Annotated in this window: 17 protein-coding genes; 9 read left to right on the top strand and 8 right to left on the bottom strand. The window is 68.3% G+C overall.

The window, feature by feature from the left end:
- Positions 1 to 443 precede the first annotated feature (443 nt).
- The 3 genes from Aple_RS56115 to Aple_RS50770 all read left to right on the top strand — a co-directional run bounded on the left by Aple_RS56115 (position 444) and on the right by Aple_RS50770 (position 2,786).
- Positions 444 to 1,163 carry a CAP domain-containing protein gene (locus tag Aple_RS56115; protein ID WP_155351999.1) on the top strand — a complete coding sequence of 240 codons (720 nt, stop codon included), beginning with the start codon at positions 444 to 446 and terminating at the stop codon, positions 1,161 to 1,163.
- A gap of 284 nt (positions 1,164 to 1,447) precedes the next feature.
- Entirely contained in the window at positions 1,448 to 1,942 is a 495-nt protein-coding gene (locus Aple_RS50775; RefSeq protein WP_155351998.1) for a hypothetical protein, read from the top strand.
- A gap of 328 nt (positions 1,943 to 2,270) precedes the next feature.
- Positions 2,271 to 2,786 (top strand): methylated-DNA--[protein]-cysteine S-methyltransferase, encoded by a 516-nt coding sequence (locus Aple_RS50770; RefSeq protein ID WP_155351997.1) that lies wholly within the window; start codon positions 2,271 to 2,273, stop codon positions 2,784 to 2,786.
- A 209-nt stretch (positions 2,787 to 2,995) separates the two neighbouring features.
- Here Aple_RS50770 and Aple_RS54055 read toward each other — a convergent pair whose 3' ends face one another.
- Together Aple_RS54055 and Aple_RS50760 are read right to left on the bottom strand one after the other, a co-directional pair.
- Positions 2,996 to 3,424: an antitoxin gene (locus tag Aple_RS54055; RefSeq protein ID WP_218038941.1), complete on the bottom strand. Its 429-nt coding sequence runs from the start codon at positions 3,422 to 3,424 to the stop codon at positions 2,996 to 2,998.
- A gap of 40 nt (positions 3,425 to 3,464) precedes the next feature.
- Positions 3,465 to 3,650 (bottom strand): antitoxin, encoded by a 186-nt coding sequence (locus Aple_RS50760; RefSeq protein ID WP_155351996.1) that lies wholly within the window; start codon positions 3,648 to 3,650, stop codon positions 3,465 to 3,467.
- Between the two features lie 77 nt (positions 3,651 to 3,727).
- On the opposite strand from Aple_RS50760, the gene miaA reads away from it, so the two are divergent.
- The 6 genes from miaA (at position 3,728) to Aple_RS50730 (ending at position 10,335) form a co-directional block, all read left to right on the top strand.
- Positions 3,728 to 4,639: a tRNA (adenosine(37)-N6)-dimethylallyltransferase MiaA gene (gene miaA / locus Aple_RS50755; protein ID WP_155351995.1), complete on the top strand. Its 912-nt coding sequence runs from the start codon at positions 3,728 to 3,730 to the stop codon at positions 4,637 to 4,639.
- The gene (dapF, locus tag Aple_RS50750) at positions 4,627 to 5,442 is read left to right on the top strand and encodes a diaminopimelate epimerase (RefSeq protein ID WP_155351994.1); all 816 of its coding nucleotides are present in this window, start codon (positions 4,627 to 4,629) and stop codon (positions 5,440 to 5,442) included. Before miaA ends, dapF begins: the two co-directional genes overlap by 13 nt.
- Positions 5,443 to 5,561: 119 nt before the next feature.
- Positions 5,562 to 7,847, top strand: a complete 2,286-nt coding sequence (locus Aple_RS50745) for a tetratricopeptide repeat protein (protein ID WP_155351993.1) — start codon at positions 5,562 to 5,564, stop codon at positions 7,845 to 7,847.
- A 34-nt stretch (positions 7,848 to 7,881) separates the two neighbouring features.
- Positions 7,882 to 8,643: an SDR family NAD(P)-dependent oxidoreductase gene (locus tag Aple_RS50740; RefSeq protein ID WP_246265621.1), complete on the top strand. Its 762-nt coding sequence runs from the start codon at positions 7,882 to 7,884 to the stop codon at positions 8,641 to 8,643.
- A 532-nt stretch (positions 8,644 to 9,175) separates the two neighbouring features.
- Positions 9,176 to 9,391, top strand: coding sequence for a hypothetical protein (locus Aple_RS50735; RefSeq protein WP_155351992.1), 216 nt, complete (start codon positions 9,176 to 9,178; stop codon positions 9,389 to 9,391).
- 311 nt (positions 9,392 to 9,702) lie between these two features.
- Positions 9,703 to 10,335, top strand: a complete 633-nt coding sequence (locus tag Aple_RS50730) for an HNH endonuclease family protein (RefSeq protein ID WP_246265619.1) — start codon at positions 9,703 to 9,705, stop codon at positions 10,333 to 10,335.
- Positions 10,336 to 10,622: 287 nt separating this feature from the next.
- Here the strand turns inward: Aple_RS50730 and Aple_RS50725 are convergent, their stop codons facing one another.
- The 6 genes from Aple_RS50725 to Aple_RS50700 form a co-directional block, all read right to left on the bottom strand.
- Positions 10,623 to 11,714, bottom strand: a complete 1,092-nt coding sequence (locus Aple_RS50725) for a CU044_5270 family protein (RefSeq protein ID WP_155351991.1) — start codon at positions 11,712 to 11,714, stop codon at positions 10,623 to 10,625.
- Positions 11,707 to 12,273 (bottom strand): RNA polymerase sigma factor, encoded by a 567-nt coding sequence (locus Aple_RS50720; RefSeq protein WP_155351990.1) that lies wholly within the window; start codon positions 12,271 to 12,273, stop codon positions 11,707 to 11,709. The genes Aple_RS50725 and Aple_RS50720 overlap by 8 nt, the downstream gene beginning before the upstream one ends.
- Positions 12,274 to 12,715: 442 nt before the next feature.
- The gene (locus Aple_RS50715) at positions 12,716 to 12,943 is read right to left on the bottom strand and encodes a DUF2277 family protein (protein ID WP_155351989.1); all 228 of its coding nucleotides are present in this window, start codon (positions 12,941 to 12,943) and stop codon (positions 12,716 to 12,718) included.
- 13 nt (positions 12,944 to 12,956) lie between these two features.
- Positions 12,957 to 13,697, bottom strand: a complete 741-nt coding sequence (locus Aple_RS50710) for an IclR family transcriptional regulator (protein WP_155351988.1) — start codon at positions 13,695 to 13,697, stop codon at positions 12,957 to 12,959.
- Positions 13,694 to 14,920, bottom strand: a complete 1,227-nt coding sequence (locus Aple_RS50705) for a (Fe-S)-binding protein (RefSeq protein ID WP_155351987.1) — start codon at positions 14,918 to 14,920, stop codon at positions 13,694 to 13,696. The genes Aple_RS50710 and Aple_RS50705 overlap by 4 nt, the downstream gene beginning before the upstream one ends.
- The coding region (locus tag Aple_RS50700) for an FAD-binding oxidoreductase (RefSeq protein ID WP_507768651.1) at positions 14,920 to 15,682 on the bottom strand (763 nt) is incomplete at its 5' end. The genes Aple_RS50705 and Aple_RS50700, both read right to left, overlap by 1 nt.

Raw genomic sequence — 15,682 nt, 5'->3', positions numbered from 1 at the left:
GGGTGGGGAGTGGGAGGGGGCGGGAGCCGAGGAGGCCGCCGGCCAGGGGGCCGAGGTTGGTGAGGGCTTCGGGGAGTGTGGGCAGTGGGGTTATGGGAGGTGGGGTGGGGGTTTGGTGATTGTTTGGGGGGACTGGGCCGCCTGATTGGGGGAGGGCGGTTTGGCTGGGAGTTTGTGCTGTGAAGGGGGTTTGGCTGGGGCCGGAGGTCTCTTCGATGGTGATGGCGAGCCAGACGCCTAAGCCGGCGGTGGCGAGGACGGTGGTTGCGCCTGCCGTTGCCAGCAATGTTCGGGGCCAATTCATGCGTGGTGATGAGAAGTCCGGCAATGTCGTGATTCTTTCGTGATTCCTGCGCCGTGAATTCGTTATTGAGGTTAGTGTGGTCGCTCATCCATGCGGGTGGCATGGAATTCCCCAAGACATCGGCAAGGAGGGTTCGCGGATGCCCCGGTTTGGGCGGCGCAGTGCCTGGTTGGCCGTCGGCCTGAGCGCTCTTGTGGTCGGTGCGGTCGCGTGCGGATCGAGTGGTAGCCGGGTGGCCGGGGATCTGACGGAGGAATCACCGGTTCCGGTCGACTCGTACGTGGTGCCTACGAAGTCGTCCGCCAGCGCTTCCAAATCGCGCAAGCCGAGTCCGACGGCCAAGGCGCGGAGAATCTCCAAGCCCGGGTCCGCTGTCGCCGACGCACGGGGATCTGAGGATAAATCCGGACGTCTCGGCAGTGTTCCCAAACGTTCCGCCACCTCCCCGACCCAACCGGAACGCCGGACGGACGGGGCTATGCGGTCACTGGAAGACGAGGCCGTGCGCTTGACCAATGCCGCTCGCCAGGGGGAAGGTTGTCGCCCGTTGCGTACGGAAGAACGGTTGCGCACAGCCGCCCGCGCGCACTCCGCCGACATGGCCGCGCGCCGCTACTTCAGCCATGATTCGCTCGACGGCCGTTCCCCGTGGGACAGGATCAGGGCCACCGGCTACGCTTACCCCGCCGCCGAGAACATCGCCCGAGGTCAGCGCACTCCCCGAGAGGTGGTCGACGCCTGGCTGGACAGCCCCGGTCACCGCGCCAACATCATGAACTGCGACCTCAAAGCCATCGGCATCGGCGTACGACTCGGCGACGGCGGCCCCTGGTGGACCCAGAACTTCGGCTCCCGCTGAGTGGACCCAGAACCCGGCGGCCGAGCCTGCGGGGCGGACGGGCTTTGGCTCCCGCTGATTCGTCCCCGCTAGGCTCCCAAGCCTTGGCGCGGAGGCCTCGCATGCCGAGGCTGTCGCCGGGATTTGTCCCCGGCCGATTCGTCCGAAACCGCCCCTGACCTGCCCGTTAGATGCCTAAAACATCATTTTTGTGCATCTCTTTCTTGTTCTTGGCTAGTCTGGCGGAACCCTTCGGAAGCCGTTGAGGTTCCCGAGCAGCAGCCCACCCGCAGGGAGTTCCCCCGATGGACGGATCCACGCCAACCGGCAGAAACCGCCCCAAACGACCGCGCTCGCGCGGCAATCCTCGCGCCATCCTGATCGGCGTCGCCCTGGTGGCGGCCGCCGTGGGAGGCGGCGGGGTCGTGTACGCGATGTCCAGTAACGACACACCTATCACGCAACCAGCCCCCACCTCTACAACTCCGGAGGACGCCACCGCTCCGCTCGCCGACGATCCCGCGGAAGCCCCCGCCGAGTCCGGCGAACCGGACGGGTCCACCAAGCAGGACAGCGATCCGGCCGGCGACGACCCGGGCAACAGCGCCCAAGGCGGCCAGGCCGATCCCCCTGCCCAGAACACCACCACCAAGAAGGACAAACCCACTGAAACGACCCCCAAGACCCCCGCAACTACCAAGCCCAAACCCACCACGGGCCCCACTGACAACCCCGATGAAATCGACCGTGGCAGCGGCGCGGGTGCGGTAGAACCCGGAGGCCCGGTCGGCGGCTACTAACCAAAACCCGTCCCATAGACAGCCGCTGGCTGGCGACTCACCGCCGCAGCTGTCCAGATCACGAGTAATACGAGGCATCACCCCGTCGTGTGCCATCCGGTCGGGAAAGGCCATTACCGTCCAGGTTGCACAGGGCAAGATCACGGCGTCGCCAGAGTGAAACCCCGCGCTCCCGGCGAACGGACGCCTCGTCGATTCACCAGGTTTCGTGGGTGAGGGATCGGGGAAGCCCTCGCTCAGAAAGGCCCGTGCGGTGCGGTATTCCGCACGGGCCTCTCTATGTCTCGCCCGCGCTGAAACTGTCGGTGGCAGGGCGGAGAATGAGGCCATGACTGAGACGGTTGCCTTCGGGAGTGTTCCCACCGAGCTGGGAGACGTGCTGGCCGCAGTCACCCCGGCCGGTGTCGTGGGGATGAACTTCCGGGACTCGACGCGGGCTCGGGAGAGGTTCGCCGCGCGGTTGGGGCTGCCGATCGTCGAGGACGACGCGCGGGTGAGCCGGGTGCGGGCAGAGCTGGCGGCCTATTTCGCGGGGGAGTTACGGGAGTTCACCGTTGCCGTCGACTGGCGGTTGATGTCGGGGAGCCAGCGCCGGGTGCTCGGGCTGCTGTATGAGTCGGTGCCGTTCGGGAAGGTGGTCACCTACGGCGATCTGGCCGACGAGACGGGCGTGCCCGCCAGAGGGATCGGATCGATCATGGGAAGCAATCCGATTCCGATCATCGTGCCATGCCATCGCGTCCTGGCGGGCGATGGGCTCGGCGGGTTCAGCGGCGGCGATGGCGTGGAATCCAAGCGCTGGCTGCTCACTCACGAAGGCCGGCTGCCATTGGCGCTGTTCTAGGGCGTTCTGTGCGGGCCTTTGGGGAGGTCTCTAGGCGCCCTGGCAGCGTTTCGCAGGCTAGTTCGTCCAGCGGTTGTGCGTGGGGTTGATGCCGCCTCAGTCCTGTGAAGTGGGGGAGCCGTTAAAGCGTGGGCTGGGCCGCACTCTGTGTTTGGGGGTGAAGCGGGGAGCCGCCCCTGGGTCAGGGCGGCTCCAGTGGTGGGCGGGGGTTAGCCGGGCTCGCCGTCGATCTTGTCGGCGGCCCTTCTGGCGGCGTCGGTGCCCTTGTTGATCTGGTCGCGGTACTTGCCGCCCGTGGCCCTGTCGGCTGCGCGTGCGGCGCTGTCGATGCCGTCCATGACCTTGTCCTCGACCTTGTCGCGCATGCCGCCCGACTTGTCCCGCGCGTCCTGCTTCATGCCTCCGGGCTTGTCCTGCGGGTCCTGCTTCATGCCTCCGGACCCGTCCTGCGGGTCATGCCTCATGGCTCCGGACCTGTCCCGCGGGTCCTGCTTCATGCCGCTGGCCCGATCCGTGGCGGAGTCCGCGCCCTGGCGCATCCTGACGTTCCCGCCGGTGGCCTTCGTCTGCGAGGGGATGTCCTGCGCCTTGTCTCCGGTGCCGCCGAAGATCTCCCGTACCTTGTGAAAGAACGACATTGTGTCCTCCGCGAGTGTGACTGGCGCCGTCAGGGCGGGATCAGCCGGGCTGGCCGTCGATCTTGTCGGTGGTCTCCTTGGCCTTTTCGGCGGCGGTGTCGACGTACTTGTCGTACTTGCCGCCGGTTTTCTCCTTGGCGATGTGCGCCGCCTTGTCGACGCCTTTGTTGGCGGCGTCCTCCACCTTGCCGGCGAGTTTCTCCTTGACCTTGTCGAAGATCGACATCTTGAAATCCCCCGTTTCGCGGCGCGACGTGGCACCGTACGACTAATTGTTACCCCGGGGCTTGGGACACTTACCGGGTGGGGCAACTACCAGTGATCGCCGTCGTGGGGCCCACGGCGGCCGGAAAGTCCGACCTGGCCGTCGATTTGGCGTTGCGGCTGGGCGGCGAGGCCATCAACGCGGACTCGATGCAGCTTTACCGAGGAATGGACATCGGCACGGCCAAGCTGACTATCCCCGAACGAAAAGGTGTATTGCATCATTTACTCGACATATGGGACGTTACTCGCACGGCCAGCGTCGCCGAGTACCAGAAGCTGGTCCGCCCGCTGATCGACGACCTGCGGAGCAGGGGTGTGGCCGCGATCCTGGTCGGCGGTTCCGGCCTGTACGTGCGGGCCGCGCTGGACGATCTCGAGTTCCCGGGGACGGATCCCGACATCCGTTCCCGTCTGGAGCACGAGCTGGCCGAGTCGGGCCCGTCCGTTCTGTACGCCCGGCTGGCCGAAGCCGATCCGGCCGCCGCCGCCGCGATCCTGCCCACCAACGGCCGCCGCATCGTCCGCGCCCTGGAGGTCATCGAGTTCTCCGGCCGCCCGTTCTCGGCCACGATGCCGTCCTACGACTCGGTCTACCCGAGCGTCCAGATCGGCCTGGAAGTCCCCCGGCCGGAGCTGGACGAGCGGATCGAGCTCCGGGTCGAGCGCATGTGGGGGGCAGGGTTCGTGGACGAAGTCCGTACGCTCAGGGAAGAGGGCCTGGCGGGCGGGCTGACCGCCAGCCGAGCCCTCGGGTATGCCCAGGTGCTGCGGTTTCTGGACGGCGAGTGGTCGGAGGAGGAGGCGCGGGCCGAAACGGTCAGGGCGACCAGGAGGTTCGCGCGCCGGCAGGAGTCCTGGTTCCGCCGGGATCCCCGGGTGCGGTGGCTGCCGTATGACGCGCCCGACCTTGTCGATCAGGCCGCTAGGCTGGCGACATGCGGTTTGTGAAGGGGCATGGGACGGAGAACGACTTCGTCATCCTGCCTGATCTCGAAGGGCGGCTGGACCTGTCCGCGGAGCTGGTCGCCCGGTTGTGCGACCGGCGGGCCGGGATCGGCGGCGACGGCGTCCTGCGGGTCGTGCCCTCGAAGTTCGTGGCCGAGGCCGAGCGATACGCCGCCCAGGCCGAGTGGTTCATGGACTACCGCAACGCCGACGGCAGCCTGGCCGAGATGTGCGGGAACGGCGTGCGCGTCTTCGCCCGCTATCTCGTCGACGCGGGGCTGGCAACCGCCGGGGAGTTCGGCGTCGCGACCCGCGATGGCGTGAAGCGGGTCAGGCTCGGGATGGCGGGGGACGTCACCGTCGACATGGGCCGCCCGAAGGTCCTCGGCGAGAGCCGTACCTGGCTGAACGGGCGGGAGTATCGCGGCCTGAACGTGACCATTGGCAACCCGCACCTGGCCTGCGTGATCGACGACCCGGTCACCGAGCTCGATCTGGACGCCCAGCCACGCTATGACCACGCGGTCTACCCCGACGGTGTCAACATCGAGCTGATCAACCCGGTGGGCGACCACGCCGTCTCCATGCGCGTCTACGAGCGCGGCTCCGGCGAGACCCGCTCCTGCGGCACCGGCGCGGTGGCCACCGCCGTGGCGGCCGCGCACGCCTCCGGGGAGAAGACCGGGGTCTGGAAGGTCCGCGTGCTCGGCGGCACCCTGAAGATCACGCTCGACGCCGATACCAGCTACCTCACCGGCCCGGCCGCCCTGGTCGCCTCCGGTGAGTACCACGACATCGTGATTTAGACCCAAAAACCCCGAAGAACGCGGCATTTGGGGGCGTATCCATCTTCTGTGGCGGGTGGGTTCGGCGTTGACGCGCGCGCGTTTGGGTCATGGTCGGTGACCTGGCAGACTGACTGCCCATGGACGTGGACATCTGGTCGTGGGTCGGTGGCACCCAGCGGCAACTTCATGAAGCCGGAAACGCCGGTTTGGCGATGGCGCTGGGCGACGTGCCCGCCCAGGCGCTGGAGGGGCGATACGGCCAGCTCGACGTCGTGGCCCCAGCCGTCGCGCAGCAGGCGGAGGAGCTGGAACAGCCGTGGCTGGAGCTCTTCGCGCGATACTGGCACGTGATCGGCCGGGTGGGTGACCGGGCCAACGGCGCCGTCGCCCTCGCGGACGCCCGGGAGCTGGCCGAATTCGCCCAGCGGTCCGACGTCAGTGACTGCCCGGCCGCCTCGGCCGCGGCTGAGGCGCTGGCGATCACCCTGGCCAACACGGACGGGCCTGGCTACGCGGACGAGCGCCTGGCCATCCTCGGCCGCGCGCTCGGCACGGTCGGTCCCGACTCGCTCGCCTTCTCCGGGCTCACCACGCAGTATGTGGCGGCGCTGCTGGACGACGGCAAGCCGGCCGAGGCCGTCACCTACGCCGAGGCGGCCGTGGAGCGGCTGCGCGGCGCGGGCAGGGAGGCCTCCTGGGAGCTGGCCGCGGTGTCCGCCCGGGCACTGCTGGCGGTCGGCCGCGGTGAGGACGCGCTGGCCGCCCTGCACGCCGCCAACGGGTTCAAGCCCGACGATCCGGTCGCCAAGGCGCGCCGGGAGGGGCTGCTGCACTCCGGCATCCTCGCCGAACTGGGGCGGATCGAGGACGCTGTCGAGTCGCTGCCCGACCTGGACGTGGTCGGCGAGCACCCGCGCGAGTGGGTGGAGTGGTCGCAGGTCGTCAGGAAGCTGGCGGCGGGGGCGTCGATCGCCAACAGCTGGCAGCTGGGCCGCGTCATGCGGCAGTGGATGAGCTACTTCGAGACGATGGGCGGGCATCGGGCCCAGGTGGAGCTGGCGCTGACCGCCGGGCATCTGGCGATCGCCCGGCAGGGGGCCTGGCAGGCGCGCGAGCTGGCCGATCTGGCCGAGGCCGTGCTGCCGGAGCTGCAGTCCACGGCCGGGCTGGCGGAGCGGATCGCCGAACTGCGCGCGGCGGCCGACGCGGCTCCCGACGTGCCCCCGCCCGGGCCGCAGGGCGAGCTGGTCTCCTACTTCGACGCGGCCGACGGCCGCACCGCGGATCCGGAGCGCTGGGTGGGCTGGCTGTGGCCGCAGTCCGGCAAGGATCTGGAGGCCACGCGGCGGCACACCACGACCCTGGGGTTCCTGGGGTATGCGCCGGTGGGGGCCGACATCTACTGGAAGATGATCGTGGTGGACGCCGATCCGGCGAACGCCGAAGAGGAGGACATCGCGTACCTGACCGGTCTGCTGATCGAGGCCGAGCAGGACGATCGGGTGCTCGACCTGGCCTCCCGGCTGACCTCGCCGGAGTCGCATCTGGCGCTGGCGCGGCTCTACCGGGCCAGGGAGCGGTGGGAGGAGACCTCAGCCGAGGCCGAGCTGGCCGTTCAGGACGGGGCCGGGCTTGAGGGCCGCCGGCTGTGGTCGGCCGCCGTGCAGCATCTGGGGGACAACGCGGCCGCGGCCGAGATCCTCAAGCCGGTGCTGGCGGAGGGCGCCGAGGGCGAGGAAGAGGACATCTGGCGCGTCATCGTGCTGGCCACCGCCACCGAGGACTGGGCGACCGTGCGCGAGGGCGCGGCCAAGCTGGGCATGCCCCTGCAGTCGGCGGAAGGGCCGATCGAGGAGGAATGGCACCTCATCCGGGCCATCCTGCCCGCGCCCGACGGCAGCCAGCGGGAGGTGCTGGCGGTGCGCACCGGTCCGGCGACCGCGCGCCTGGCGATTCCGCAGCCGCGCGGCATGGAGTACAACGCGGGGGACGTCGTCGTGGTGGACCCGCGTCCCTTGGAGCCGATCCCGGACTCCGAGGAGGAGCGCGAGAACTTCGTCATCCCGTTCGCGGGGGTGTCCATTCTCCGGCCGGGTGGGTTCACCAGCTGGTTCTTCGACGGCGCCGCGCCCGGCGAGCACGAGTGGACCGAGTTCAACGAGTTGCTGGCCGAGCGTGGCTGGCCGATGTGGGTCTACAGCGACGACAGCTACAAGGTCACGCACCCTGGCACGGGTGAGCCGCTGCCCGGCGTGTTCGGCTGGATCGCGATCCCGCCGACGGTCACTGCGGCCGAGCTGGACGCGGTGCTCGACGACGCGACCGAGCAGTGGGTGCATCCGCTGGCCTGGCTGGACCTCTCCCGCGAGGTCGGGGTCGAAGCCGAACGGCACGAGCGGATCGTGAAGGAGTACGGCCTCTAGAACCCTTTAGAACGGGGTTCGGTATGGTGGCCGGGTGATTCTGGAGCGATTCCGGCTGGACGGCAAAGTTGTGGTGGTCACGGGGGCTTCCTCCGGGCTGGGGGTCGCGTTCGCGCGCGGCTTCGCGGAAGCGGGCGCGGATGTGGTGATCGGCGCCCGCCGGGTGGAACGGTTGGCGGATACGCGGCGGCTGGTCGAGGAGACCGGTCGCCGCTGTCTCGCGGTTTCGACTGATGTGGCTGTGCCTGAGGATTGCCAGGCGCTGGTGGATGCGGCCATGGGGGAGTTCGGTCAGGTTGATGTCCTGATCAACAACGCTGGGGTGGGTACGGCGGTGCCCGCCCTGAAGGAGTCGCCCGAGGAGTTCCGGCGGGTGGTGGATGTCAACCTGCACGGCAGTTACTGGATGGCGCAGGCGTGTGCCCGGGTGATGCGGCCGGGGTCCTCGATCGTCAACATCGGCAGCATCCTGGGGGAGACGACGGCCGAACTCCCGCAGGCCGCCTACAGCGCGTCCAAGGCGGCGATCATCGGACTCACCCGAGACCTCGCCCAGCAATGGACCTCCCGCCGGGGAATCCGCGTCAACTGCCTGGAACCCGGCTTCTTCGCCTCGGAAATGACCGACGAGTACCCCGATGGCTACCTGGACCGGATGCTCACCCGAAGGGTCCCCATGGGCCGCCCCGGAGACCCCGCCGAACTGGTGTCAGCAGCCGTCTTCCTCGCCTCCACCGCTGGCTCCTACATAACCGGCGCCACCCTCCCGGTCGACGGCGGCATCCTGATCACCTAACCGCCACCACGTACGACATCCGCAGAAGCTTCCCGAATTTCTCCCACCCACCCAGCCCTCTGTTTACCCGCGGGCTCCGCCCGCCCCCGCCATCGCCGTGGCTGCCGAACAAACCGACAGCCACGGCATCGTGGTTCTCCCATCCCGCCCTTTGCGACCCTGGCACTCGGCCGCCTCCGGCCAACCGCCTCCGGGGCCTCCGCCGACGGAATCGCGAAGGACCCCAGACTCCAGGTGGCGTCCTCGGCCATGGCGAGCACGGACTCCTTCACCGGCCTGTCCGTGGCGGGCGAGAAGACCTCATCACCGCGCCCAAGCGGTTACTCACCAGCGCTACCCGGCCGAGGCAGCTCAAGGGCCATGCTGGTCTCGAACGGACCACGCAGGCGGCGGGCCAGTTCCGGGTCGGAGTCCGAACAACCGCTGCCCGGCTAACCGCCTCCGGTTGGAGGCTGGGCGATTTCTTGATTGCTCGTCCCTGGGTCTCCCCGCGGCTGCCATTTTCGCGGAGGTTTGCCGGGAAGCTCCTCCCGTGCAAGCCCTCGCGACCCTGGCGCTCGGCCGCCTCCAGGGCGGCTCCAGCGGTGGGCGGGGGTTAGCCGCACTCGCTGTCGGTCTTGTCGGCGGCCCTTCTGGCGGCGTCGGCGTGGCGCGTCCTGGCGTTCTCGCCGGTGGGCTTCGTTTGCGGGCCGTGCGCTGGACAACCGCCCTCCGGCCGCGAGGCGGGGCAACCTTCCTGATCACCTGAGCACAGAGGCCTTTGCCGCCACAGGCGCGGACGCTCGCCGGAGTTCTTCCGTGCGCCCACCATTCAGGCGCTCATGTTCGCCCTGGTGGCCCTGCCCATGATCGAAGGTCGCCGGGATGACCCATAAATGATGGATTTATGGGCATTTGCTATACCTAAGTTGGTGATTTCTTGACCTGGGGGTAGCGGTGCGCAAGGCGATCGTCGGGATGATCATGGCGGTTGTTGTGGTGAGTGGGTGTGCGCCGTTGGATGCGGGCATCGGGTTAGACTCGCCCGGCGATCGGGTCAAGCAGAGTGGGGAAGGGGGAGTGACCGGCACCAGCCCCCTGGACAATCCGGATGGGACCAAGCCGGGGCTGGCGGCGATCACCTCAGAGGAGGATCGTGCGGCTGCGCGTGAGCTGATCGAGAAGGTGGCCACGAAGGGGCGGGGGCCGAAGACCGGCTATGACCGGGATGAGTTCGGGTACGCCTGGGCGGACAACGCGGACGACATTCCGTACGCCCGGAATGGGTGTGACACCCGGAATGACATCCTCCAGCGTGATGGGACGGGGTTGAAATATCGGGATGGGTCGGATTGTGTGGTCATGGAGATGACGATCTTCGATCCGTACACCGAGAAGACCGTCGACTGGCAGAAGGCCGACGCGTCCGAGATCCAGATCGATCACATCATGCCGCTGTCCTACGACTGGCAGATGGGCGCGTCCCGCTGGACCGACGCCAAACGCAAGCAGATCAGCAACGACCCTCTCAATCTGCTCGCGGTCGACGGCTCCATGAACTCCTCCAAAGGCGACTCCGGCCCGTCCTCCTGGCTCCCGCCCACCCGCAAGATCCGCTGCTCCTACGCAGTCCGCTTCGCCCAGGTAGCCCTGAAATACGACCTCCCCGTCACCGCCCCCGACAAGGCCACGATGCTCGACCAGTGCGCCTGACCAACCCCAACGTGCGACCCGACGGCAGGCTCCAGACGTTCGGCCAGACGCCCACAACGTGACCCGACTTGGTCTCCGCCACGTTGTACGACATTCGGCCTGATTCCGCAGTGTGACCCGAGTGGGGTTGGTCCGGTTTGACAGGCAACGACGATGTGTTGGTCAAACCGGATCAAATCCACTGGTTGAGGGATAAACCGGACTGCGGTTGGTCCCCATTACGCGGCCTGGGCTGACGCTTGCGATGGGGTTCGGCGGCCTTCCATTACTCGGCTAAGGCTGGCGTCTTACGACGGGCTTGGGCTGCTGGGTTCGGTTGTGGGGCTTTTGCTGGAGTCCGTGGCCGGGGCTGGGCTTGAGGCGGGTTCTGGGCAGACCAGGCCGGGGTCGTCTGCGACCGCGGGAACAGTGTCGGTGATCTTCACCTCCAGCTGGGCGGTTGACGCCAGCACGCTGCCGACCGGCGCCTTGGCCTGCTCCGCGTCGACGACCACCTGACGTTCGCCGAGGAGTTCATAAGTCGTGGCGTCGAAGACGATCTCCTGCCGGATTCCCAGGAACTCGCGCCCCGCGCCGAGCCCGTGGCGTCCGGCGGCGTCCTGCGCGTTCTCGTTCACCGTGACACCGGGAATGGTCGCGGCGGCCTTGAAGAGAGCCGCCCGCTGCGCGGGGGGAACGTAGTTCTCGCGAAGAATGTCCCCGACCGCGGTCCACGCCGCCTGATCCGGTCCGTTCCCGTTCCGCCCTTCGTTGTAGAGAAAGGCCCTCATTCCGGTCACATCGTCGGGCCATTGACTGAGAGAGACGTAGTCATACCGGTACCACAACGGTCCCGCTTCGCATTTCGAAAGCTTCATCAAGCTGACATCGCCGACGTTGTCCCACGCGTGATCGGGAACCGGCCAGCCGGGGTACGCCTTGGGTTCCAGACCCTCGCTCTGCAGCACGCCCGCTCGGGAACCGTCGGCGGACTGCCAGATGGTCCGATTGTTCCGGTATAGGTATCGGCTTGTCTCGCCGGAACTCACCGCGGTCGCGCTGTACATGACCTGCGAACTGACCTCGATGTACTGATCCGCGCGCGGCCGGAGATCATCTCCGGCGGCCTGCCCGGCGGCCCGCCCGAGCAGCTCCTCGGCGGACATCTTCGCCATCTTCGGCATCGCCACGACCACGGGGGTGGCCTCCCGCTCGGGTCTGTTCATGGCGACCACGGTGGTGGCGGCCACCGCGCCGACCGCGAGCGCACCCGCGAGCACGATCCGGTACGCCTTCCGCCGGCTCGTCCGCAATCGAGCACGGGCGGCGATCTTGGCGTCGGCGTCATAAGGCTCGACATCTGGACGGATTTGAGCAACAAGCTCGATTTCATCATTCATGGGGAGTCTCCAGGTGGTCGCGGAGCTTGGCGCGGATGCGATGCAGGCGGGATCGAATCGTGCCGACAGGAACCCGCATGGCCTCGGCGGCTTCCTCGTAACTGAGGTCCGCCCAGGCGATCAGGAACAGGAGTTCCCGTTGCGGGGCGGAGAGCCGGGACAGGGCAAGCGCCAGCGCGGGGCGCATGGCCTCGGCGGTGGCGCGCTCGGCGCTGCGTTCCTCCTCGTGGAGGACGGCTTCCTGGGGCACCCGGGCCAGGGCCTTGAGCCTGCGCACCTCCGAGCGTCGATGGCCCGCGATCAGGTTGGCGGCGATGCCGTACAACCAGGGGCGGGCGTCGGGGCGGGTCTGGTCGTATCGGTGGCGTTTGCGGAACGCGATGAGGAATGTCTCCGCGGTGACGTCGTCGGCTTGTTCGCGATTGAGGCGGCGGGCGGCGTAGTCGTGGATCTCGTCCGCGTGCCGGTCGAACACGATGGCGAACTCGTCGGGGCGGTCGAGCGAGGCGCGGATGACCGCGGCATCATCGATCCGGGGCAGCGCGTCCGTGTTCACCACGCGTGCTGTCCGAACATGGGGGGAGTCCTTCCGTGGGCTTCGCCTCTACTCCGCCGAAGCCCACGAGCGAGTTCCATACGCGTCCGTCACCAGAGCACACCGCGACGAAAGGGACGCCGATCGGCCGGGATGTCGCAAGGCGGGCATTCTGCCACGAGAAGAAGTCAACCAGTTCGGATATGCCCGAACTGCGTGATCGGCAATTCGTCCCCAGACGCAGCCGACCAGCCCGATGCTTGCTCGGGGCTGGATCGGCGATCCTCGCAAGATGCCGCCGATCGCCACGGGCGACAACACGCCCGCCGGCACGCCCGGCGCCAGCGACTACGCGCCCGGCATGAACGAACGCGGATACACCTGGCCCACGCTCACGAACCCCAGATGTCCCGGATGTTTGCCCAGGCTGCGATCGCTGGGGCGAGAAGGTGCCCGCTCCGGGGGTTCAGGGGGTCGGGGCTGGGCGGGAGCCGCGGATTTCCAGGGAGGCCAGGAGTGCGGTGCTGGCCTCGGTGATGGCGGCGACCGCCTGGTCGAAGGCGGCGGCGTTGTGGGCGGCGGGGGCGCGGAAGCCGGAGATCTTGCGGACATACTGGAGTGCCGCTGCCCGGATGTCGTCGTCAGTGACCTCGTCCGTGAAGGGCGGACGCAGCGTTTTGATGCTTCTGCACATGGTTGGAGCCTACCTATCGTCCAGATCCGAAGGCTTCTACGCCGAAATCGTGGGCGATCTTTCGCAGGCCTTGGGCGAGTTCGTCGCGGTTGAGGGCGCTGATGCGGTCGGCCGGGCCGGAGACCGACATTCCGGCCACTACGCGGTCTCCGTCCGAGACGGGCACGGCCAGGCAGTGCACGCCCAGCTCCTCCTCACCGAGATCCATCGCGTATCCGCGCTCCCGGACCATCACCAGCTCGGCCAGCAACCGGTCCACGCTGGTGATCGTATGCTCGGTCCGCCGGGGCAGACCGGTCCGCCCGAAGACGGCCGCCGCGTCCGCTCGGTCCGCCAGGAGAACCTTGCCGACGGCCGTACTATGCGGTAACACCCGCCGTCCCACCTCGGCGAACATCCGCAACCGCCGCGGCGACGGCACCTGCGCGACATACACCACGAAGTCGCCCTCAAGCACCGCCATATTCGCCGTCTCGCCCGACAATTCCACCATCTTCGTGAGGTACGGCTCCGCCCACCCGCCCACCAAACGCTCGGCCACCTCGCCGATCCGCACCAGCGACCCTCCCAGCGCGTACCGCCTGTCGGACTCCTGCCGCACGTACCCCCGGGCCAGCAACGTCTGCAGCAACCGATGGATCGTCCCGTACGGCAGCCCCGTTCTGGCCGCGATCTCCGAAAGGCCCGCTTCACCGCCTTGATCGGCCAGGGCTTCCAGGATGTCCAGAGTCCGATCGACGCTCTGTACGCTCATCCGCGCACCGCCGTGCCACGCAGCGACGCGTCCAGCACCTGGGCGGTGTGCGCGACCGGGATCGGCTGCTCGCCGCCGCGGCGCATCGCGGCCGTGATCTGCATCGTGCACCCGGGATTCGCGGAGACCAGCAACTCGGCGCCGGTCGCGCGGACCCGCTCCGCCTTACGGTCGCCCAGATCGCGGGCGGCTTCCGGCTGGAACAGGTTGTACGTCCCGGCGGACCCGCAGCAGATCGACGACTCGGCGACCTCGCGCACGGTGAGGCCGGGGATGCCGTTGAGCAGTTCGCGGGGCTGGGCGCGGATGCCCTGCGCGTGGGCGAGATGGCAGGCGTCGTGGTAGGCGACGGTCACGTTCAGCGGGTGGCGTTTCGCGGCCGGGCCCAGCTCGACGAGGTATTCGGCCAGGTCACGCACCTTGAGCGCGGCGGCTCTCGCGGCCCATTCGGGTTCGTCGGCGAGGATCTCGGCGTAGTCCTTCATCGTGGAGCCACAACCGGCCGCGTTCACCACGATGGTGTCGACGCCGGCGCGCTCGAAGGTGGCGATGGTGCGTTTGGCGAACTTCCGGGCGTCGTAACCGGAATGCAGGGAGAGCGCGCCGCAGCAGCCCTGACCTGGGGGAATGATGACGTCGCAGCCTTCCATGGCGAGCACGCGGGCGGTGGCGGCGTTGACGCCGGGAAAGAACTCGCCCTGCACGCAGCCGGTGAGCAAGCCGACGGTGGCTCGGTAGGGTCCTCGGGCGTGTACGCGTCTGGGCAGGCGAATACGGCGGGCGGGTGGGGGAGCGAGTTCGGCCATCGCGCCGAGTGACGGGTTCACCCGGGCCAGGAAGGGCCGCAGCTTTCCGGCCAGGCGCATCGGGAGTTTCAGCAGGCGCAGGCGGCGCGGGTACGGGAAGAGGGCGAACACGAGGCCGCGGATGGCGCGATCGTGCGGGGTCCGGACGTGTTCGCGTTCGACTTCGGCGCGGGTCTGCTCGATCAGGCGGTCGTACTGCACGCCGGAAGGGCACGCGGTCACACAGGCCATACATCCCAGGCAAGCGTCGAAATGCCCGGCCATCTCGGGCGTGATCGGGGTGCCTTCGACGTGCTGCTGCATGAGGTGGATCCGGCCCCGAGGCGAGTCCATCTCCTCGCCCCAGAGCACGTAGGTGGGACAGGTCGGCAGGCAGAACCCGCAGTGCACACAATCCTTGATCAGCTCAGGGTCCATCAGATCCCTCCCACAAAACGCCCCGGAGACATCCGGCGATCCGGATCGAAGCGCGCTTTGACCCGCTTCATCAGATCAAGGGCACCGATCGTCCCCCATCGATCAACTCCGTTGCCCGCTCCGGAAATCACCACAAGCCGCCCCCCAATGCCTTCCACCTGATCTCGCAGTCGAGCCACGGCGGTCAGGCGTGTGTCATCCGGTACGGCCAGGTGGAGCACGCCACTCGCGGCCGATCCACGCAGGACGTGGCCGGACATCGAGGCCGAGGCGACAGCGCGGAGCACCGGTCCGATGCTTCCGGGAGGAACCCTGATCTCCATCAGGATCCCGTCGTCGGGGAGTTCTCCCCACCATGCGGGTGGATTGCCGGTGATCTCCGGCCGAGACAGCAGCCCCAGGGCTGGGTCCTTCGCGCTGGATATTTCCAGATTAGTCATCGCGTGCTGGATGGCCGCCGCCCGGGACGGGGCTGCCGTGCCTTCGAGGAGGACAGAGACGGTGTAGCCGGGCGAATCGGCCTGCCGGTTCAGCTCGATCGCGGAAGGCTCGGCCTGCGAGGCGGCCAGCTGGGTCACCAGCGCGCCGATGAGGGTGGCGTAGTCGGCCGGAGGGTCGAGCCTCGTGTCGTGAGCCGCCGGGAAACCAGTGCCCGGGGGGTGTTCGCCTGCCGCCGGGTGATCGTCCGGAGGACGGGCGGCGGCCGGGGGTTGTTCGGGGGTTGGGTATGTGGCGGTCACCCATTGGCGGGTGGGTGGGAGG

The sequence above is a fragment of the Acrocarpospora pleiomorpha genome (genome assembly GCF_009687885.1).
GTDB lineage: Bacteria > Actinomycetota > Actinomycetes > Streptosporangiales > Streptosporangiaceae > Acrocarpospora > Acrocarpospora pleiomorpha.
The sequence above is the reverse complement of the archived record's forward strand: the minus strand, read 5'-3'. Positions and strand labels throughout refer to the sequence as shown.

Bases quoted from the DNA above. Each gene is read 5' to 3' on its own strand.
- Aple_RS50760 (WP_155351996.1), bottom strand. From the start codon at position 3,650: ATGTCGATCTTCGACAAGGTCAAGGAGAAACTCGCCGGCAAGGTGGAG.
- Aple_RS50725 (WP_155351991.1), bottom strand. From the start codon at position 11,714: ATGAATGATGAAATCGAGCTTGTTGCTCAAATCCGTCCAGATGTCGAG.
- Aple_RS50705 (WP_155351987.1), bottom strand. From the start codon at position 14,920: ATGGACCCTGAGCTGATCAAGGATTGTGTGCACTGCGGGTTCTGCCTG.
- Aple_RS50710 (WP_155351988.1), bottom strand. From the start codon at position 13,697: ATGAGCGTACAGAGCGTCGATCGGACTCTGGACATCCTGGAAGCCCTG.
- Aple_RS50775 (WP_155351998.1), top strand. From the start codon at position 1,448: ATGGACGGATCCACGCCAACCGGCAGAAACCGCCCCAAACGACCGCGC.
- dapF (WP_155351994.1), top strand. From the start codon at position 4,627: ATGCGGTTTGTGAAGGGGCATGGGACGGAGAACGACTTCGTCATCCTG.
- Aple_RS50745 (WP_155351993.1), top strand. From the start codon at position 5,562: ATGGACGTGGACATCTGGTCGTGGGTCGGTGGCACCCAGCGGCAACTT.
- Aple_RS54055 (WP_218038941.1), bottom strand. From the start codon at position 3,424: ATGTCGTTCTTTCACAAGGTACGGGAGATCTTCGGCGGCACCGGAGAC.
- Aple_RS56115 (WP_155351999.1), top strand. From the start codon at position 444: ATGCCCCGGTTTGGGCGGCGCAGTGCCTGGTTGGCCGTCGGCCTGAGC.
- Aple_RS50770 (WP_155351997.1), top strand. From the start codon at position 2,271: ATGACTGAGACGGTTGCCTTCGGGAGTGTTCCCACCGAGCTGGGAGAC.
- Aple_RS50715 (WP_155351989.1), bottom strand. From the start codon at position 12,943: ATGTGCAGAAGCATCAAAACGCTGCGTCCGCCCTTCACGGACGAGGTC.